Source organism: Streptomyces sp. NPDC050703, from assembly GCF_040654435.1.
Classification (GTDB): Bacteria; Actinomycetota; Actinomycetes; order Streptomycetales; family Streptomycetaceae; genus Streptomyces.
On record NZ_JBFAHX010000001.1, the window covers coordinates 114,692 to 133,969 of the forward strand.

Sequence of the window (19,278 nt, forward strand, 5' to 3'; positions counted from 1 at the left end):
CGGAGGCCCGTCAGCCGCGCTGCCGTCCCCGGCGCCGCAGGACCGCCGCGGCCGAGACGCCGAGCACGAGCAGCACCCCTGCCCCGGCCGCCGAGGAGGCCGCCGTCATGGGCTCCCCGGAGGGTGCGGAGGCCCGCTCGCTGCCGTCCGGCCGGCCGGCCTTCTCCTCGTGGCCGCCCGCCTTCTCCTCATAGCCGCCGGCCTTGCCCGACTTCGCGTACGCCGAGCCGGGCAGCTTGTCGCCGTACGCCTCGTGGACGCGTTCACGGTAGGCGGCGAGCGAGGTGCCCTCGGCGCCCACGGCACGTCTCGCGTCCTTGTCGAGCGGCAGCACGCGCGCGTGGCCCCGTACGTCGCCCTGGACGTACCAGGCGTTGATCTGCGGCTCGTGGAAGACGGTGCCTCCGGGGAGCTTCCGGGCGCCCACGCGCGCGTAGTGCGTCTCGTCGTCGCCCGTGGCGATGTTCACCACCTGCCACGAACGGCCGCGCTCGACGGTCCAGAGGGAGGCCTCCTGGCCGTCGGAGGAGACCGCCTTGCTGGCGAGGAACTCCAGGCGGGCGACCGGGGCCCCCTTCTCCCCGGCGACGAACGCCGGGGAGAGGTAGTGGACGGGCACGGCCTTGCCCTCGATCCTGGGGTCGGCCGCCGCCCTGGAGACCGCCCCTTCGCGGGCGAAGAACCGGGAGAGCGTGTCGAGGGTGCCGGGCGCCTCGGCGGCCCGGTGCGCGGCGGCGCGGGAGGCCGCGGAGGGAGCGGCGGGGCCGGGGTCGGCGGAGGCCGCGGGGGCGGCGAGGCCGAGCAGCAGCGTGGCGGCCGAACCGGCGAGCGCGGCCCTGGTCAGGTGGCGCGGGAGGTGGCGGGTCATCGCGGTCACGCCCCGATCTGGTAGAGCGAGTGGGTCCAGGAGAAGGTGTTGTTGTCGACATACCAGGCGTGCGACGCCCAGTTGTAGCGGTCGCTGGAGGGCCAGGGGTCGCCCCAGTAGACCCAGCTGTTGGCGTCGTCGTAGCCGTAGACGACGTGCATGTGGCCGCCGCCGTTGGACCACTGGATGCGGGTCTCGATCGGGCGCCCCGCGTCGACCTCGCTCCGCACGGTCGCGTAGCGGAGCCAGCCGGTGACGTACGAGCCGGGGTTGATGCCCGCCCAGCGCAGGCCGGTCTGCACGTTGCCGAGGGTGGCCTGGTTGTTGGGGCACTCGGTGTTCTGGCTCCGGCCGAAGGCGGCGTTGCAGAACTGGTTCTGGCTGTGGTCGCGGCCCATGTAGGCCGCGATGGTGTTGCCGCCCGCGGCCCAGCACCAGTTGCTCTTCTGCTGTGCCTGCATGGTGATGTTCAGGCGCCTTGCGGCCAGGGCGGACGAGCCGGCGGCCGCGGTGTCGCGTGCCTGGCCCGCGGCGGGGGCGACGGAGCCGGCGGGGGTGACGGTGGTCGGGGCGGGGGCCGCCGTGGCGGTGGCCGTGGGGGCGGTGAACAGGGCCGCCGCGGCGAGGGCGAGGGCGATCCTGCCCCTGCGTCTGCCGCTGCTGCTCCTGCTATGGGGTGGGCGCATCGCGTTCCTCCCGGGTGGGGATGTGAGGTGTGGAGGAGCGCGTCCGGACGCTGCGATTGAGCATCGAGTGTTGTCCGGTGCAGGTCAACACGCTTCAATGCGGAATCACCTGGGCCGTGAACGGCGGGCGAACGGGTGTGAACGCGGACCGCACACCGGCCTGCTGGCCCGCTCCGACCGGCGCGAACGCCCGGGCGGCAGGTGTGAACGTTCACAGAAGGAGCCCGGTGTGCGGCAGGGAACACGGCTCGCGGAGAGCGCGTCCGCGACGGACACGGCACGGACGCCGGACGGCGACCCGGCGGACCTCGCGGCCGCCTTGCGCACCGGCCCCTTCCACACCGCGCTGCGTGCCGCGATCGCCGCGCGCAGACTGCCGTTGCAGCGCGTACGGCACCATCTGGCGCAGCAGGGCGTCACCGTCGGGGTGACCAGCCTGAGCTACTGGCAGCAGGGCGCCCGCCGTCCGCGGCGCGCCGAGTCGCTGCGCGCCGTACGCGCCCTGGAGGAGATCCTCCAGCTCCCCGACGAGTCACTGATCAGACTGCTGGCGCGGCCGTCCGGGCACGGCGGCGGGGAACGGCCCGCCGCCCGTTCGTACCGCTCCCTGGTGGAGGCGTCCGACGTGCTGCGCACGCTCCTCGCCGAGCTGGGCTGCCCGTCGGACGGCGGGCTGCACACCATCGGCCACCACGAGCGGGTGCGGATCGGCGCGCACCGCGAGATGACGGGGCGGGAGTCGCAGCACATCGTGCGCGCCCACAGGGACGGCGTCGACCGCTATGTGGCCATCTACCACGGCGACCCGGGCTGCGCCCCCGACCAGGTCCGCGTGCACGCCCTGGAGAACTGCCGCACGGGCCGGGTGCGCTGGCACGAGGACACCGGTGTCCTCGTCGCGGAGCTGCTGTTCGACGCGCGGCTGCGGACGGGCGACACGCATCTGTTCGGCTACGGGTTCGAGGACGGCACGGCGGGCCCGGCCGCCGAGTACTTCCGGGGCTTCCCCTTCGCGGACGGCCAGTACGCGCTGCAGATCCGCTTCGACGACCGGGCCCTGCCCGTACGCTGCCACCGCTTCACCCAGCACTCGGCCGCCGCCCCGCGCGGCGGCCGGCAGGAACTGACGCTGAGCGGCAGCCACCGGTCGGTCCACCTGGTGGAACCACGGGTGCGGGCGGGGCTCCTGGGGATCGCCTGGGACTGGGAGTGACCGGGGCCGGGGCCGGGGCCGGCAGGGGCCGGAAGGGGCCGGGGCGTCCGGCGGTGTGCGGGCGGGGCCGATGGCGGAGGCTATGCCTCCGGGCCCGCGACGAGCCTGCCGTTCTCCACCTTCACCGACAGCTCGGGCAGCGGGGTGACGGCGGGCTCGTGCAGCACCTTGCCGTTGGTGGCGTCGAACTGGCTGCCGTGGCACTGGCAGATCAGCTTGTGCCCCTCCAGCTTGTCGATGGGACACCGCGCGTGCGTGCAGATCGAGCTGTACGCCTTGTACTCGTCGTCGGAGATCCGGCTGACGACCACGTTCTTGTCCGTGTACAGCTTCGACGCGCCCACCTTCACGTCGTCGGACGCGCCCAGGTCCACCGGCGCGGTCGGCGCCGAGCGGTTCGATCCGCCGTCACCGGACGAGCAGGCGGTGAGCCCGAGCCCGACGGCCGGGGCGAGTGCGGCGGCCCGCAGCACGGTGCGACGGGCGGGGGGCGTGCCGGACATGGCGTCTCCACAGGTCAGGGGCATCGGTGACGGATCAGACCATACCGGTGGCGGACGCCGCGACCGGGTCGGACGCGGGCGTGCCCGAGTCCTGCCCGCTTGCCGTCGCCGCGCCGCGCACCGCCTAGCCTGTGCGCAACGCCGGGCCCGCGTGCCGCGCGGCCCGAGCCGAACCAAGGCAGCGCCCGGAAGGAACCGCCCGTGATCGTCGTCGCCGGAGAGGCCCTGATCGACCTCGTACCGCGGGAGGCGAGCCGCGCCCCCGACGGCCGCGCCGCCCTGCCCGACCTCGCGCCGCGCCTCGGCGGCGGCCCGTACAACACCGCGGTGGCGCTCGGCCGCCTCGGCTCCCCGGTCGCGTTCTGCTCCCGCGTCTCGCGGGACGCCTTCGGCGAGGCGCTGCTCGACGGGCTGCGGGCGGCCGGGGTCGGCCTCTCGCAGGTGCAGCGCGGCCCCGAGCCGACGACGCTCGCCGTCGCCTCGATCGGCGAGGACGGCTCGGCCGGGTACTCCTTCTACGTGGAGGGCACGGCCGACCGGCTGTTCACCGCCCCCGAGCGGCTCCCCGACGGCGTACGGGCCATGTCGTTCGGCACCTGCTCGCTGGTCCTCGAACCGGGCGCGAGCGCGTACGAGGAGCTGCTGCGGCGCGCGGCGGCGAGCGGGGTGTTCACGGCGCTCGACCCCAACGTACGCGCCGCGCTCATCCCCGACGCCGACGCCTACCGCGCGCGGTTCACGAGCTGGCTGCCCTCGGTCACCCTGCTCAAGCTGTCGCAGGAGGACGCCGCATGGCTGGGCGGCACCCCGCGGGAGTGGCTGTCCCACGGGCCCGCGGCCGTGGTGGTCACGCGCGGCGGCGACGGCCTCTCCCTGTACACACGGGACGGCTCCGAGCTGCGCGTGCCCGGCGAGCGGGTCGACGTGGTGGACACGATCGGCGCGGGCGACACGGTCAACGCGGCGCTCCTGCACGGCCTCGCGGAACGGGGCGCGCTCTCGGCGGACGCCCTGCGCGGCCTGGACGCCGGGGGCTGGGAGGCCGTCCTGCGCCTCGCGGCCCGCGCGGCGGCGATCACCTGCTCACGGGCGGGCGCGGAGCCGCCGTACGCGACGGAACTCGGCTGATCCCTCAGAGCCGTGCCCCGCGGCTCAGCCCGGTTCCGTGAACGCCCCGTGCCGGCCCGCCCCCGCGGCGAACCGGGCCGCGCCCTCCGCCGCCCCGGCCAGGGAGCGCAGGCCGTGGCGGAACTCCCCGGCCATGGCGTCGCGTTCGCTCAGGCCGCCCTGCTCCAGGGCCGAGAGCCGGTCGTGGCGCAGACAGGTCCGCGGGAACGCGGCGATCTCGGCGGCGAGCCGCTCCGCCGCCGCGCGCGCGGTGCCGGGCGGGACGGTGCGGTTGACCAGGCCCATGCCGAGCGCTTCCGCCGCGCCGACGGGGCGGCCGGTGAGGATCAGGTCCATGGCGCGGCTCTCGCCGATGAGGCGGGGCAGCCGTACGGTCCCGCCGTCGACGAGCGGGACGCCCCAGCGGCGGCAGAACACACCCAGTACGGCGTCCTCCTCGGCGACGCGCAGGTCGCACCAGAGGGCGAGTTCGAGGCCGCCCGCCACCGCGTGTCCCGAGACCGCGGCGATCACCGGCTTGGACAGCCGCATCCGCGTGGGCCCCATGGGGCCGTCGCCGTCCTCCGTCACGTCGTTGCCGTCGGGGGTGCCGATGGCCTTGAGGTCCGCGCCCGCGCAGAAGGTGCCGCCCTCGCCCCACAGCACGGCGACGGCGGCCCCGGGGTCGGCGTCGAAGTCGCGGAAGGCGTCGGCGAGGGCCCGGGCGGTGGGGCCGTCGACGGCGTTCCGCACGGCGGGCCGGGAGAGCACCACGGTGGTGACGGGGCCTTCGCGTTCGATGCGTACCGGCATGGGCCCAGCGGACCACGGCCGGGGGCGACGGACAAGGGGAACTGGAGAACGCGGGGCACCCACGAGAAATGCGTCCCGCCCCCGACGGTGCGCCGTGGGGGCGGGACGCTTCGGACAAGCGCTGGACGCGGCGCTTCGGCGCGCGCGAGGCAGACCTGACGGCCTGAACCACGCGGCCTGCGACTCGCTCGCCAGGGGCGAACCCAACGGCGGACCGGGCCCGAACGGCTTCGGGCCGGGTCCGCCCGAGCCACCGGCTAGGCCTTGCGGGCCCGCGTCGTCTTCTTCGGGGCGGCGGCCTTCTTGCCGGTCGCCGCCGCCTTCTTCTTCGGAGCCGCCGCCTTCTTGGCGGCGCCCGTCCTGGCCGTGGCCGTCTTCTTGGCCGTGGCCGTCGCGGCGGCCGCCACCTTCTTCGCGGTGGTCTTCCTCGCCTTCGCGGCGGGCTTGCGGCCCTGCGACGGCACCGCGTCGCTGATGCGGTCGGCCGAGAGGATCTCGCGCAGGAACTTGCCGGTGTGGCTGGCCGGTACCCCCGCGACCTCCTCCGGCGTGCCCTCGGCGACGACCAGGCCGCCGCCGCTGCCGCCCTCGGGACCCATGTCGACGACCCAGTCCGCGGTCTTGATGACGTCGAGGTTGTGCTCGATGACGATGACCGTGTTGCCCTTGTCGACCAGGCCGGAGAGGACCTTGATCAGCTTGCTGATGTCCTCGAAGTGCAGACCGGTCGTCGGCTCGTCGAGGACGTAGACCGTACGGCCCGTCGAGCGCTTCTGCAGCTCGGAGGCGAGCTTCACGCGCTGGGCCTCGCCTCCGGAGAGGGTGGGCGCCGACTGGCCGAGGCGGACGTACCCGAGGCCGACCTCGTGGAGCGTCCTCAGGTGCCGGGCGATGGCGGGCACGGCCTCGAAGAAGTCGAGCGCCTCCTCGATCGGCATGTCGAGGACCTCGGCGATGGACTTGCCCTTGTAGTGCACGTCCAGCGTCTCGCGGTTGTAGCGCGCGCCGTGGCAGACCTCGCACGGGACGTAGACGTCCGGCAGGAAGTTCATCTCGATCTTGATGGTGCCGTCGCCGGAGCAGTTCTCGCAGCGCCCGCCCTTGACGTTGAAGGAGAAGCGGCCGGGGAGGTAGCCCCGGACCTTCGCCTCCGTCGTCTCCGCGAAGAGCCTGCGGACGTGGTCGAAGACCCCGGTGTACGTCGCCGGGTTCGACCGCGGGGTGCGGCCGATGGGCGACTGGTCGACGTGCACGACCTTGTCGACGAGGTCGTCGCCCGCCACGCGCGTGTGGCGGCCGGGGACGGACCTCGCGCCGTTCAGCTCGCGGGCCAGGTGGGTGTACAGGATGTCGTTGACCAGCGTCGACTTGCCGGAGCCCGAGACGCCCGTGACGGCCGTGAGGACGCCGAGCGGGAAGGAGACGTCGATGTCCTGGAGGTTGTTCTCCCGGGCGCCGTGCACCGTGAGCTGCCGGCCGGGGTCGGCCGGACGGCGCAGGTCGGGCACCGGGATGGCCTTCTTGCCGGACAGGTACTGCCCGGTGACCGACTTGTCGTTGGCGAGCAGTTCCTTCATGGAGCCGCTGTGCACGACCTTGCCGCCGTGCTCGCCCGCGCCGGGGCCGATGTCGACGACCCAGTCGGCCACCTTGATCGTGTCCTCGTCGTGCTCGACGACGATGAGCGTGTTGCCCATGTCGCGCAGGCGCACGAGGGTCTCGATGAGCCGGTGGTTGTCGCGCTGGTGGAGGCCGATGGACGGCTCGTCGAGGACGTAGAGCACGCCGACGAGGCCGGAGCCGATCTGGGTGGCCAGGCGGATGCGCTGGGCCTCGCCTCCGGAGAGGGTGCCCGCGGCGCGGTTCAGCGAGAGGTAGTCGAGGCCGACGTCGACCAGGAAGCGCAGCCGTTCGTTGACCTCCTTCAGGACGCGCTCGGCGATCTTCTTGTCGCGGGCGCCCAGCTTCAGCTCGGCGAGGAAGTCCGCGCAGTCGCTGATGGACATCGCGGAGACCTCGGCGATGGACTTCCCCATGACCGAGACGGCGAGGACGATCGGCTTGAGTCGTGTGCCCTCACAGGTGGGGCAGGGCACCTCGCGCATGTAGCCCTCGAAGCGCTCGCGGCTGGAGTCGCTCTCGGCCTCGCTGTGGCGGCGCTTGACGAAGGGGACGGCCCCTTCGAAGGCGGTGGTGTAGACCCGCTCGCGGCCGTACCTGTTGCGGTAGCGCACCTCGATCTGGGTCTTGTGGCCGTAGAGCAGGGCCTTCTTCGCGCGCTGCGGGAGTCCGGCCCAGGGCATGTCGGTGGCGAAGCCGAGGGCGTCGGAGAGGGCGTTCACCAGGCGGGCGAAGTAGTCCTTGGTGTGGCCGTGCGACCAGGGGTGGATGGCGCCCTCGTCGAGCGACTTGTCCTCGTCGGGGACGATCAGCTCGGGGTCGACCTCCATGCGCGTGCCGATGCCCGTGCAGTCGGGGCAGGCGCCGAAGGGCGAGTTGAAGGAGAAGGAGCGGGGCTCCAGCTCCTCGAAGGACAGGTCGTCGTACGGGCAGTAGAGGTGCTCCGAGTACATCCGCTCGCGCTCGGGGTCGTCCTCGGGGAGGTCGACGAAGTCGAGCACGACCATGCCCGAGGAGAGGCCGAGGGCGGTCTCCACGGAGTCGGTCAGGCGGCGCTTGGCGGAGTCCTTCACCGTGAGGCGGTCGATGACGACCTCGATGGTGTGCTTCTCCTGCTTCTTCAGGACGGGCGGCTCGGAGAGCTGGATCGTCTGTCCGTCGACCCGCGCGCGGGAGTACCCCTTGGTCTGGAGGTCGGCGAAGAGGTCGACGAACTCGCCCTTGCGCTCGCGCACCAGCGGCGAGAGGACCTGGAAGCGGCTGCCCTCGGGCAGCTCCAGGACCTTGTCGACGATGGCCTGCGGCGACTGCCGGGAGATCGGCCGGCCGCACTCGGGACAGTGCGGCTTGCCGATGCGCGCGAAGAGCAGGCGCAGGTAGTCGTAGACCTCGGTGATGGTGCCGACCGTCGAGCGCGGGTTGCGCGAGGTCGACTTCTGGTCGATGGAGACCGCCGGGGACAGACCCTCGATGAAGTCGACGTCGGGCTTGTCCATCTGGCCGAGGAACTGCCGGGCGTACGAGGAGAGGGACTCGACGTACCGCCGCTGGCCCTCGGCGAAGATCGTGTCGAACGCGAGGGAGGACTTGCCCGACCCCGAGAGTCCGGTGAACACGATGAGGGAGTCACGCGGGAGGTCGAGCGAGACGTTCTTGAGATTGTGCTCGCGCGCGCCACGGACGATGAGACGGTCGGCCACGCCGGTCCGCACCTTTCTTGAGAGAAGTGACAGGGGCTGAACCCCGTCTTTCACAGAGTAGGGCGAGCCACTGACAACGCCGGGCTGCTTCCCTGGTTCCACGTACACAACAAACCGGGACCCTGAAGAATGCCCGATGCCACCCTCGACCATATAGCACGTACATTCGATTAGCGCTGTATCCAGGAGCCTTCACCCGGACGTGTGACCCAGCTATCGTCGGGCGCATGATTGATCATGTGCGCGACCTGGCGTCTGTACGTGACGCGACCGACCGGCTGCTCAGCGCAGCGTCCAAACTGAACGACGATGCGATCGCCGAGCCGTCACGGCTCCCCGGCTGGACCCGCGGCCACGTCCTCGCCCACCTGGCACGGAACGCGGACGCCCTGGTCAACGTCCTCGCCGGCCGGCCCATGTACGAGAGCGCACGCCAGCGCGACGACGACATCGAGCGCGACGCCCCGCGGCCGCTCACCGAGCAGCTCGACGACGTCCGCGAGTCCATGGCCCGCTTCGAGGCACAGGCCGCGCTCCCCGCGGACTGGTCCCGCACCATCACGATGCGCAACGGAGTCACCGACTCCGCCTCCCGGGTCCCGTTCCGCCGCTGGGTGGAGGTGGAGCTGCACCACGTGGACCTCGGCATCGGCTACGAGCTCGAAGACCTGCCGGCGGAGTTCGTGCGGCGCGAGAGCGCCTTCCTCGCCGCGCGCTTCTCGGGGAACCCCGACGTGCCGCCCACCCGTGTCACGGACGGCACGCACGCGTGGAGCACGGGCAGGGCCGGAGAACCCGAAGTCACCGTCTCGGGGGCCGCGCCCGACGTGGTCGGCTGGCTCGCGGGCCGCCGCGACGGCTCCGGGCTGACGGCCGAAGGGGGCCTCCTGCCCTCCCTTCCGCCGCTATAGGGTGACGCACATGACGTACAGCGGAGCGGTGAAGGTCGGCGGACCCGCGGATGTGCACGAGCTGCCGGACCTCATGATCTCGAAGGTCGCGGTCGGGCCGATGGACAACAACGCCTATCTGCTGCGGTGCCGGGCCACCGGCGAGCAGCTCCTGATCGACGCGGCGAACGACGCCGAGACGTTGCTGACCCTCATCGGTGACGACGGCATCGCGTCCGTCGTCACCACGCACCAGCACGGCGACCACTGGCAGGCGCTGGCCGCCGTCGTCGCGGCGACCGGCGCGCGGACGTACGCGGGCCGCGCGGACGCCGCGGGCATCCCGGTGCCCACGGACGTCCCCGTCGACGACGGCGACACCATCCGCGTGGGCCGGGTCGAGCTCACCGCCCGCCACCTGGTGGGCCACACGCCGGGCTCGATCGCGCTGGTCTACGACGACCCGCACGGCCACGCGCACGTCTTCACCGGCGACTGCCTCTTCCCCGGCGGCGTCGGCAACACCCGCAACGACCCCGCGGCCTTCGCGAGTCTCCTCGGCGACGTCGAGACGAAGATCTTCGGGACGCTGTCCGACGAGACCTGGGTCTATCCCGGCCACGGCAGCGACACGACGCTGGGCGCCGAGCGGCCGCACCTCGGCGAATGGCGCGCCCGCGGCTGGTGAGCCGGGGCGGCGCCGGTCGGCGCGGAGGCGGGCCTCACGCCTTCGCGGAGACCAGCGCCGCCACCCGCTGCACCGCGAACACGTACCCCTGGACACCGCAGCCCGCGATGACCCCGTCGGCGCGCTTCGACACGTAGCTGTGGTGCCGGAAGGCCTCGCGCTGGTGGATGTTGGAGATGTGCACCTCCACCACGGGCAGGCCGTCGCAGGTGTTGAGCGCGTCCAGGATCGCCACCGAGGTGTGGGAGTAGGCCGCGGGGTTGATGACGATCCCCGCGTGGTGCTCGCGCGCCTCGTGGACCCAGTCGACCAGCTCGCCCTCGTGGTTGCTCTGCCGCAGGTCCACGCTGCCGCCGTGCGCCGCGGCCGCCTCGGCGCACAGGGCCTCGACGTCCGCGAGGGTGTCGGTGCCGTAGATCTCGGGCTGCCTGCGCCCGAGGAGGTTCAGGTTCGGACCGTTGAGGACCATGATCGGCGCGGTGGCGAGGCTGCGGGTACTGAGGGTCATGCAGGAGGTCTATCACGCCTCCCTCGCGCCTGAACTCGGGTGTCCCTGACACCGGTCGGGCCCTACGCTGCTCGCCATGATCTCCGAATCCGTCGAACCCGTGTACCCGCCCAAGCCCTCCCCGGGTGATCGCGTCGCCGTGATCTCTCCGTCCAGCGGTCTCCCCGGTCTCTTCCCGCTCCCCCACGAACTGGGCCTGCGGCGCCTCAAGGAGGACTTCGGCCTCGACCCCGTCGAGTACCCCGCGACGCGGAAGATGGGCTCAACGCCCCGGGAGCGGGCCGACGACATCCACGCGGCGTTCGCCGATCCGGCCGTCAAGGCCGTCATCGCCAGCATCGGCGGCGACGACCAGATCACCGTACTGCCGTACCTGGACCGGGAGTTGATCCGCGCCAACCCGAAGCCGTTCTTCGGGTACAGCGACAACACCAGCCTGCTCGCCTTCCTCTGGCAGTGCGGCGTGGTCGGGTACCACGGCTCGTCCGTCATGTGCGAGCTCGGCCGCCCCGGCGCGATGGCGCCCCTGACCGCCGACTCCCTGCGCGCCGCGCTCTTCACCTCCGGGCCCTACGAGCTGCGCCCCGCCGACCGCTTCCGCGATGTCGACCTGCCCTGGGACGACCCCGAGTCCTTCGCCGGGGAGCCGCCCACCGAACCGGCCGGGGGCTGGTACTGGCACCGTCCCGAGCGCGTCGTCGAGGGCCGCTCCTGGGGCGGTGAGCTGGAGATCCTGTCCTGGCACCTGATGGCGGACCGGGAGATCGCCGCGGCCCCGTCGGCGTACGACGGCTGCGTGCTGTTCCTGGAGACCAGCGAAGAGCTCATGGGCGCCGAACACGTCTTCCGTATTCTGCGCACCATGGGCGAGCGCGGGCTGCTGCGCCGCTTCCCCGCGCTGCTCATGGGGCGCCCCAAGACCTGGTCCTTCGCCCGCCCGCTGGACGCGGAGGCGAAGGCGGCACACGCGCGTGCGCAGCGCGAGGCGGTCCTGCGGGCGCTTAAGGCGTACGCGCCGGAGACCATGGCGGTCTTCGACGTGGACCTCGGGCACACCGACCCGCAGGTGGTGATCCCTTACGGGGGCACCGTACGGGTCGACGGTCCCGCGCGGCGCGTCACGGTCACCTACTGACGCGCGCGACCCTACGGGGTGATCGCCAGCTCCAGGTACGCGGCGAACAGCACCAGGTGGACGCCGCCCTGCAGCGGTGTGGCCCGTCCCGGGACGACGGTGAGCGTGCCGACGATCACGGTGAGGACGAGCAGGATCATGTGGGTCGCGCTCAGGCCGAGCACCAGGGGCCCGGAGAGCCACACGGAGGCGACGGCGACGGCGGGGATGGTCAGCCCGATGCTGGCCATCGCCGAGCCGAGGGCGAGGTTCAGGCTGGTCTGCACGCGGTCCCCGCGGGTGGCGCGCACGGCCGCGATGGTCTCGGGGAGCAGGACGAGCAGGGCGATGATCACGCCGACCACGGCGTGCGGCATGCCGGCGCTCTCCACCCCTGACTCGATCGTCGGCGAGACGCCCTTGGCGAGGCCCACCACGCCGATCAGGGCCAGCGCGAGCAGCCCGAGGCTTGTGAGGGCCGCCCGGGTGGACGGACCCTCGGCGTGGCTGTCGGTGTCGATGACCTCGCCCCGCTTGGTGAGCGGCAGGAAGTAGTCGCGGTGGCGCACGGTCTGGGTCGAGACGAACAGTCCGTACAGGACGAGCGCGGCGATCGCGGCGAAGGTGAGCTGGCTGGTCGAGAACTCCGGGCCGCGCTTGGTGGTGGTGAACGCCGGCAGGACCAGGCAGAGCGTGGCCAGGGTGGCGACGGTCGCGAGGGCGGCGCCGGTCCCCTCGGGGTTGAAGACGGCGACGCGGTGGCGGAGCGCGCCGACCAGGAGGCAGAGCCCGACGATGCCGTTGCAGGTGATCATCACCGCGGCGAAGACGGTGTCGCGGGCCAGGGTGGAGCTCTTGTCGCCGCCGTCGGCCATGAGGGTGACGATCAGCGCCACCTCGATGACGGTCACCGCGATGGCGAGGACCAGTGAACCGAAGGGTTCACCGACGCGGTGGGCGATCACCTCGGCGTGGTGGACGGCGGAGAGCACCGCTCCCGCGAGGACCAGCGTCACCACGGCGACGACGATGCCGGGCAGGTCGCGGCCCCAGGTGAGGACGAGGAGCACGACGGCGAGGAGCGGGACCACCGTCGTCCACTGCATGCCGAGCGCCCGGAGCCGAGTGACCATGACTCGATGCTGCCCCGGGCGCTTGGGTGCCGCTACTTGGTGGCGCTACTTGCTCCCGGCCGTCGTGGACTCGGCCGGCTCCTCCGCCGCCTGCTCCTCGGCGGCCTTGGCCGCCTGCTTCTTGGAGGCGATGAGGCTGGTGATCGTGGTGACCACCAGGACACCGCAGATCACCGAGAGCGAGAGCGGGATGGAGATCTCGGGGACGTGCACCCCGGACTCGTGCAGGGCGTGCAGCACGAGCTTCACGCCGATGAAGCCGAGGATCACCGAGAGGCCGTAGCTCAGGTGGACCAGCTTCTTGAGTAGTCCGCCGATGAGGAAGTAGAGCTGCCGCAGACCCATGAGGGCGAAGGCGTTGGCCGTGAAGACGATGTACGGGTCCTGGGTGAGGCCGAAGATCGCGGGGATGGAGTCCATCGCGAAGAGCACGTCGGTGGTGCCGATGGCGAGCATGACGACCATGAGGGGCGTCATGATCTTCTTGCCGTTCTTCTTGATGAACAGCTTCGTGCCCTCGTACCGGTCCGAGACGCCGAACTTCTTCTCGACCGACTTCAGGAGGCGGTTCTCCTCCCAGTCCTCTTCCTCCTCGTCGGCACGGGCCTCCTGGATGAGCTTCCAGGCGGTGTAGATCAGGAACGCGCCGAAGATGTAGAAGACCCAGGAGAAGTTGGCGATGACCGCGGCGCCGGCGGCGATGAATATCGCGCGCAGGACCAGGGCTATCAGCACACCGAACAGCAGCACCCGCTGCTGGAGGTGGGTCGGCACCGAGAACTTCGCCATGATCAGGATGAAGACGAAGAGGTTGTCCACGGACAGGGACTTCTCGGTGATGAAGCCCGCGAAGAACTCACCGGACGCCTGGCTCTCGCCCGCGATCAGCAGGCCGAGGCCGAAGAGCGCCGCGAGGACGATCCAGACGACCGTCCAGATTCCGGCTTCCTTGATCGACACGTCATGGGGCTTGCGCCCGATGAAGAAGTCGACCGCGATCAGGGCGCACAGACCAAGAATGGTCAGCACCCATATGTTCATTGAAACGTCCACTGCGCCTCCGGCGTCGTACGGCTACTGATCAGCGTCGTCGCTGCCGGAGGTCTCCTCCACCCGGACGGTCCGTGCCGTGGGTCGGGCCGACGCCCCGGGACCGATGGCGGTCCGTATTGACGGGTACGTCGCAGCCGGGAGTACTCCCCTCCGCGGCCTCCAGAGTACGGGAAAAACCAAGGGTTGGTAAAGGAGATGGCAAACAAAAACCAAAAAGCCAGCTCAGGAGGCACCTAAAGTCGCTTTAACGTCATCGCCCCAACGTCACGGGTGGCGGTGGCACCCGACGGTGCGGCTCAGCGGCCGCCGTTGCGCCGCGCCGCCGCGACCCCGTCGAGGACCTGCCGCAGCACGTCGCTGCCCGGCGGGAAGGACGGCGGGTCGTACGTCCAGGTGTGACCGACCCACGGGTCGGCGAGGTGGTCGTCCGGGACCGGGGTGAGGCGCAGCAGCGCGCGCCACAGCGGGTCGAGCAGCGGGCCGTACTCCGCTGCGTCCTCGCGGTCGGCGACCATCATGAGGTGCACGCCGACGGCCGGGCCCTCGTCGGCGAGGTAGCGCAGCCGGGTCACCGCTCGGTCGTCGAAGCCGTGCGGGAAGTCGTTGACGATCAGGAGCTGCTCGGCGACGTCGAGGTCCGGGGGCAGCGCGTCGGCCGCTCCGCCACGCACCGCCATCTGGACCAGGTCCACGCGCTGGGTGAGCCGGGCGAGCACCTCGGACACCCCGGCGGCCCCGGAGGCCGGGGGCCGGGTCAGCACGTCCGCCGAGACCAGCGGGGCGAACGCGGCGGCCGCCGAGCCCGCCGCGTCGATGACGTGCACGGAGAACTCGCCCGCGGGGTAGGCCGCGAGCAGCCGCGCGGTGTGCGCCACCGCGGTGTCCACGGCGAGCCTGCGCAGCTCGGCCGCGTCGGTGAAGGTGTTGGTCAGGGCCTTGCCGCTGTCGATCCACAGGCCGCGCTCCAGGGGCAGCCTGACCAGCATCGGGATGCGCAGGTCGATGCGCTCGGGGAGGTGCAGGTCGCCGAGGCGGAGCGCCATCGGGATCTCCATGGGCGCGCGGTAGGCCTGCCAGACTGGGCTGCTCCAGGCCGCGAACGCCGGGGGCAGGGCCGGTTCGACGACGTCGGCCTCGGCGGCGAGCTGGGCGAGGTCGCGGTCGAGGGCGGCCCTGGCCTGCCCGATCAGGTCGGCGTGCTTGGCCCGCGCCGTGTCGCGGGCGGCGTCACCGGTACCGCCGATGCGGCTGCGCGGGTCGGAGAGCACCTTGTCGAGCTCCTGCTCCATGCGGGAGTCGGCGAAGTCGACGGCGCTGCGGTACGCCGCCGTGGTGCGGGCCAGGTCTTCGAACATGCCCCACACCTGGTTGTAGAGCCGCTCCTCCATCGACCACCCGGTGGCGTCCCCCGCGACGGGCCGCGGTGCCTGGCCGGGCTGGGCCGCGGGCGCGACGGGTGGCGGCGGCGGAGGCGCCGAGGTCCGGCGTCCCGGGTGGGTGTAGTCGACGGGGCCGCCGGGCTCCCGTGGGGCGGGGACGGGCTGCCCCTCGGGGCCCGCGTCCCGGGCGGCGTCCGCAGGACCGGCCGGAGCGGGCCGCGCGGCGCCCCCGGGACCGGTCGGAGCGGATTGCGCGGACTCGCCGTGCGGGGCCGTGCGCACCCTGGTGCCGTCGGCCGGGCGCGGCGGCGGGGCCACGGAACGGGCGAGGCCCCTGGCCACCGCGTCCTCGATGACGCCCGCCAGCTCGCGGGCCTCGGGCAGGCCCTGGTCGGTGAGCATGTCGGCGAGCCCGCCCGCGTACCCCTGGCCGACGGCCCTGACCTTCCAGGCGTCCTGGCGGCGGTAGAGCTCCAGGGCGACGACGGCGGACTCGGTGTCCAGGCCAGTGATGGTGAAGCCGGCGACCTCCGTGCCGTCGAGTCCGGTGACCGCGATGAAGGGGGCGGGGAGGGCGCGGAAGCTGCCGGGGCCCCCGACGCCCACGGGCAGCGCGAGCAGCACGCTGACCCGGTGGACGGTGTCCGGCAGGGCGTCGAGGTCCACGGCGAGGCGGTGGTCGGCCGCCGCCTGCTGGGACACCTCAAGGCCCGGCAGGGTGGGTGAGCCCGGATGGGCCACCCACTCCACGCCGCGGACCCTGCCCCGGTCGTCGCCGAGCGTGGCCCCCGCCACGACCGGCTCGCCCGCCGAGACGCGGATCTCCAGACGGGTCCAGGGCAGCGGGTGGTTCTGCCCCCGCACCAGCTCGGCCGCCATCGCTTCGTTCCCCCTAGGAGGACCCCGTCGAGCCCTCGTGACTCCTGCGTACTGACGTGCTGACGTGCTGACGTGCTGACGTAGACGTGCTGACGCGCTGGCTGCTGACGTACTCGCGCGCCGGCGTGCCGACGTGCCTACAGGTGCGGCAGGATCGACGGCATCAGGTCCTGGAAGGTGCGGCCGTTGGCCGGGTTGCCGATGGCCGTCATCTGCCAGCCCGCGCCCGCCCGGTGGACCTTCGCCATGATCTGGGCGGTGTACTGGCCGCCGCCGTCGAGGGTGTAGCGCGCCAGCTCCTGGCCGTTGGTCTCGTCGACCAGGCGGCAGAACGCGTTCTGCACCTCCTGGAAGGTCTGGCCGGTGAAGGAGTTCACCGTGAAGACGATCTGGTCGATGTGGACGGGGACTCGCTGGAGGTCGACGAGGATCGCCTCGTCGTCGCCGCCCTGGCCCACCCCGCCGACGAGGTTGTCCCCGGTGTGCCGCACCGAGCCGTCGTCGCTGACCAGGTGGCGGAAGAAGACGACGTCCACCGGCTGCTTGTCGGCGAAGAGGACCGCCGAGGCGTCCAGGTCGACCTCGCGCGTACGGGAGCCGAACAGGCCCCGGCGCGGAGCCGCCTGCCACCCGAGTCCCATGCGCACCGCGGTCAGGGCGCCCCCGTCGTCCTTCTGCAGGCTGATGGCCTGACCCTTGGTCATGTTGACCGTCACGCGCTGTCCCCTCTCGAACTGCCTGGGCAACCGCCTTCTGCGGTTGCCCAGCACCCTATGCAGCGCCACCTGCGGATCAGCAGGGCGGGCCGTACTTTGTGGCGGTCCTGCAACAGACCGGTCAGTACGCCGGAAACGCCTCTCCCGGCTCCCCCGAGGGGCCCTCAGGCCTGGCCCGCCTCCCTCATCTGACGCAGCTCCTTCTTCATCTCCGACACCTCGTCGCGCAGCCGTGCGGCGATCTCGAACTGGAGGTCGGCGGCGGCTGCGCGCATACGGGCCGTCATCTCCTCGATCTGCTCGGCGAGTTCGGCGGCGGGGCGGTCGGTCGGGACGGTCTGGCCCTTCTTGGCCCTGCCCTTGCCGGGTGCGGCGGCCTTGCCCGCCGCGGCCGCGTCGCCGCCGAGCGCGGGCACCGGGGCCTTGGCGCCCTTGCCGGCCTTCGGCTTGCGGTACTCCGAGCCGAGGAGCTGCTCGGTGTCGACCTCCTCGCGGGCGATCTGCGACACGATGTCGTTGATCTTCTTGCGGAGGGGCTGCGGATCGATGCCCTTCTCCTTGTTGTACGCGATCTGCTTCTCCCGGCGGCGGTTGGTCTCGTCGATGGCCTTCTCCATCGCCGGGGTGATCTTGTCGGCGTACATATGGACCTGGCCCGAGACGTTGCGCGCCGCGCGGCCGATGGTCTGGATCAGGGAGGTCCCCGAGCGCAGGAAGCCCTCCTTGTCGGCGTCGAGGATCGCCACCAGGGAGACCTCGGGCAGGTCCAGGCCCTCGCGCAGGAGGTTGATGCCGACCAGGACGTCGTACTCACCGGCCCGCAGCTCGCGCAGGAGCTCCACGCGGCGCAGCGTGTCGACGTCGCTGTGCAGGTAGCGGACCTGGATGCCGAGCTCCAGGAAGTAGTCCGTGAGGTCCTCGGCCATCTTCTTGGTCAGCGTGGTGACCAGGACGCGCTCGTCCTTCTCGGTGCGCGTGCGGATCTCGTGCACGAGGTCGTCGATCTGGCCCTCGGTGGGCTTGACGACGACCTCGGGGTCGACGAGGCCGGTGGGGCGGATGATCTGCTCGACGAAGCCGTCGCCGCGCGAGAGCTCGTACTTCCCTGGGGTGGCCGAGAGGTAGACCGTCTGGCCGATGCGGCCGAGGAACTCCTCCCACTTCAGCGGCCGGTTGTCCAGCGCGGACGGCAGCCGGAAGCCGTGGTCGACGAGGGTGCGCTTGCGGGAGGCGTCGCCCTCGTACATCGCGCCGATCTGCGGGACCGTGACGTGCGACTCGTCGAGGACGAGGAGGAAGTCCTCGGGGAAGTAGTCGAGGAGCGTGTTGGGGGCCGTGCCGGGCGCGCGGTCGTCGAAGTGCATCGAGTAGTTCTCGACGCCGGAGCAGGAGCCGATCTGGCGGAGCATCTCCAGGTCGTACGTGGTGCGCATGCGCAGGCGCTGGGCCTCCAGCATCTTGCCCTGCTTCTCCAGCTCGGCGAGGCGCTCGGTGAGCTCCTTCTCGATGCCGGTGACGGCCTTCTCCAGGCGCTCGGGACCCGCCACGTAGTGCGAGGCGGGGAAGACGTAGAGGTGGTCGTCGTCGCTGATGACCTCGCCGGTGAGCGGGTGCAGGGTGGAGAGCGCCTCGATCTCGTCGCCGAACATCTCGATGCGGACGGCCAGCTCCTCGTAGACCGGGAAGATCTCGATGGTGTCGCCGCGGACGCGGAAGGTGCCGCGGGTGAAGGCCAGGTCGTTGCGCGTGTACTGGATGTCGACGAAGCGGCGCAGGAGCTGGTCCCTGTCGATCTCGTCGCCGACCTTCAGCGGCACCATGCGGTCCACGTACTCCTGCGGGGTGCCGAGGCCGTAGATGCAGGAGACGGAGGCGACGACGACCACGTCACGGCGGGTCAGCAGGGAGTTCGTCGCGGAGTGGCGCAGCCGCTCGACCTCCTCGTTGATCGAGGAGTCCTTCTCGATGTAGGTGTCCGACTGCGGGACGTACGCCTCGGGCTGGTAGTAGTCGTAGTACGAGACGAAGTACTCCACCGCGTTGTTCGGCAGGAGCTCGCGGAACTCGTTCGCCAGCTGGGCGGCCAGTGTCTTGTTCGGCGCCATCACGAGGGTGGGGCGCTGGAGCTTCTCAATCATCCACGCGGTGGTGGCCGACTTGCCGGTGCCGGTCGCGCCGAGGAGGACCACGTCCTTCTCACCCGCGCGGATACGCCGCTCAAGGTCGGCGATGGCCGTCGGCTGGTCGCCACTGGGCTGGTACGGACTGACGACCTCGAAAGGTGCCACCGTGCGTTCGATCTTGGATACGGGCCGCATGGAATCCACCGTACGACCCCGCACTGACAACCGGGCCGGATCGCCGGGCCGGCGACGGTCCGCGACGGCTCGCTCACCGGTCCCCGGCGG

16 protein-coding genes are annotated in these 19,278 nt (G+C 71.8%); 5 read left to right on the forward strand and 11 right to left on the reverse strand.

What is annotated here, in order from left to right; all coding sequences use genetic code 11:
- Window positions 1–10 precede the first annotated feature (10 nt).
- Together AB0I16_RS00575 and AB0I16_RS00580 are read right to left on the reverse strand one after the other, a co-directional pair.
- Entirely contained in the window at window positions 11–868 is an 858-nt protein-coding gene (locus tag AB0I16_RS00575; protein ID WP_363247301.1) for a hypothetical protein, read from the reverse strand.
- Between the two features lie 5 nt (window positions 869–873).
- Window positions 874–1,554, reverse strand: coding sequence for a papain-like cysteine protease family protein (locus AB0I16_RS00580; protein ID WP_363247074.1), 681 nt, complete (start codon window positions 1,552–1,554; stop codon window positions 874–876).
- 319 nt (window positions 1,555–1,873) lie between these two features.
- On the opposite strand from AB0I16_RS00580, the gene AB0I16_RS00585 reads away from it, so the two are divergent.
- Entirely contained in the window at window positions 1,874–2,767 is an 894-nt protein-coding gene (locus AB0I16_RS00585; RefSeq protein ID WP_363247302.1) for a hypothetical protein, read from the forward strand.
- 80 nt (window positions 2,768–2,847) lie between these two features.
- Here AB0I16_RS00585 and AB0I16_RS00590 read toward each other — a convergent pair whose 3' ends face one another.
- On the reverse strand, window positions 2,848–3,270 hold the full coding sequence (locus AB0I16_RS00590) for a Rieske (2Fe-2S) protein (protein WP_363247075.1): 423 nt from the start codon (window positions 3,268–3,270) through the stop codon (window positions 2,848–2,850).
- Window positions 3,271–3,471: 201 nt separating this feature from the next.
- On the opposite strand from AB0I16_RS00590, the gene AB0I16_RS00595 reads away from it, so the two are divergent.
- Window positions 3,472–4,398 (forward strand): carbohydrate kinase, encoded by a 927-nt coding sequence (locus AB0I16_RS00595; protein WP_363247076.1) that lies wholly within the window; start codon window positions 3,472–3,474, stop codon window positions 4,396–4,398.
- Window positions 4,399–4,422: 24 nt separating this feature from the next.
- On the opposite strand, the gene AB0I16_RS00600 is transcribed toward AB0I16_RS00595, so the two are convergent.
- Both AB0I16_RS00600 and uvrA read right to left on the reverse strand, forming a co-directional pair.
- Window positions 4,423–5,190: a crotonase/enoyl-CoA hydratase family protein gene (locus tag AB0I16_RS00600; RefSeq protein ID WP_363247077.1), complete on the reverse strand. Its 768-nt coding sequence runs from the start codon at window positions 5,188–5,190 to the stop codon at window positions 4,423–4,425.
- Window positions 5,191–5,447: 257 nt separating this feature from the next.
- Window positions 5,448–8,510 (reverse strand): excinuclease ABC subunit UvrA, encoded by a 3,063-nt coding sequence (gene uvrA / locus AB0I16_RS00605; RefSeq protein ID WP_363247078.1) that lies wholly within the window; start codon window positions 8,508–8,510, stop codon window positions 5,448–5,450.
- 227 nt (window positions 8,511–8,737) lie between these two features.
- On the opposite strand from uvrA, the gene AB0I16_RS00610 reads away from it, so the two are divergent.
- Together AB0I16_RS00610 and AB0I16_RS00615 are read left to right on the forward strand one after the other, a co-directional pair.
- Window positions 8,738–9,421, forward strand: coding sequence for a maleylpyruvate isomerase family mycothiol-dependent enzyme (locus tag AB0I16_RS00610; RefSeq protein WP_363247079.1), 684 nt, complete (start codon window positions 8,738–8,740; stop codon window positions 9,419–9,421).
- Window positions 9,422–9,431: 10 nt separating this feature from the next.
- Window positions 9,432–10,088 (forward strand): MBL fold metallo-hydrolase, encoded by a 657-nt coding sequence (locus AB0I16_RS00615; RefSeq protein ID WP_363247080.1) that lies wholly within the window; start codon window positions 9,432–9,434, stop codon window positions 10,086–10,088.
- Window positions 10,089–10,122: 34 nt separating this feature from the next.
- On the opposite strand, the gene aroQ is transcribed toward AB0I16_RS00615, so the two are convergent.
- Window positions 10,123–10,596: a type II 3-dehydroquinate dehydratase gene (gene aroQ / locus AB0I16_RS00620; protein ID WP_363247081.1), complete on the reverse strand. Its 474-nt coding sequence runs from the start codon at window positions 10,594–10,596 to the stop codon at window positions 10,123–10,125.
- 76 nt (window positions 10,597–10,672) lie between these two features.
- Between aroQ and AB0I16_RS00625 the strand changes: the two genes are divergently transcribed.
- Window positions 10,673–11,731, forward strand: a complete 1,059-nt coding sequence (locus AB0I16_RS00625; protein WP_363247082.1) for a S66 peptidase family protein — start codon at window positions 10,673–10,675, stop codon at window positions 11,729–11,731.
- An 11-nt stretch (window positions 11,732–11,742) separates the two neighbouring features.
- Here the strand turns inward: AB0I16_RS00625 and AB0I16_RS00630 are convergent, their stop codons facing one another.
- The 5 genes from AB0I16_RS00630 to uvrB form a co-directional block, all read right to left on the reverse strand.
- Entirely contained in the window at window positions 11,743–12,843 is a 1,101-nt protein-coding gene (locus AB0I16_RS00630) for an ionic transporter y4hA (RefSeq protein ID WP_363247083.1), read from the reverse strand.
- Between the two features lie 45 nt (window positions 12,844–12,888).
- On the reverse strand, window positions 12,889–13,896 hold the full coding sequence (locus tag AB0I16_RS00635; protein ID WP_363247084.1) for a TerC/Alx family metal homeostasis membrane protein: 1,008 nt from the start codon (window positions 13,894–13,896) through the stop codon (window positions 12,889–12,891).
- Between the two features lie 296 nt (window positions 13,897–14,192).
- Complete coding sequence (locus AB0I16_RS00640) at window positions 14,193–16,154, reverse strand: TerD family protein (protein ID WP_363247085.1); 1,962 nt, start codon at window positions 16,152–16,154, stop codon at window positions 14,193–14,195.
- Between the two features lie 137 nt (window positions 16,155–16,291).
- Complete coding sequence (locus AB0I16_RS00645) at window positions 16,292–16,870, reverse strand: TerD family protein (protein ID WP_076686818.1); 579 nt, start codon at window positions 16,868–16,870, stop codon at window positions 16,292–16,294.
- Window positions 16,871–17,034: 164 nt separating this feature from the next.
- On the reverse strand, window positions 17,035–19,188 hold the full coding sequence (uvrB, locus tag AB0I16_RS00650; protein WP_363247086.1) for an excinuclease ABC subunit UvrB: 2,154 nt from the start codon (window positions 19,186–19,188) through the stop codon (window positions 17,035–17,037).
- Window positions 19,189–19,278: the final 90 nt, after the last annotated feature.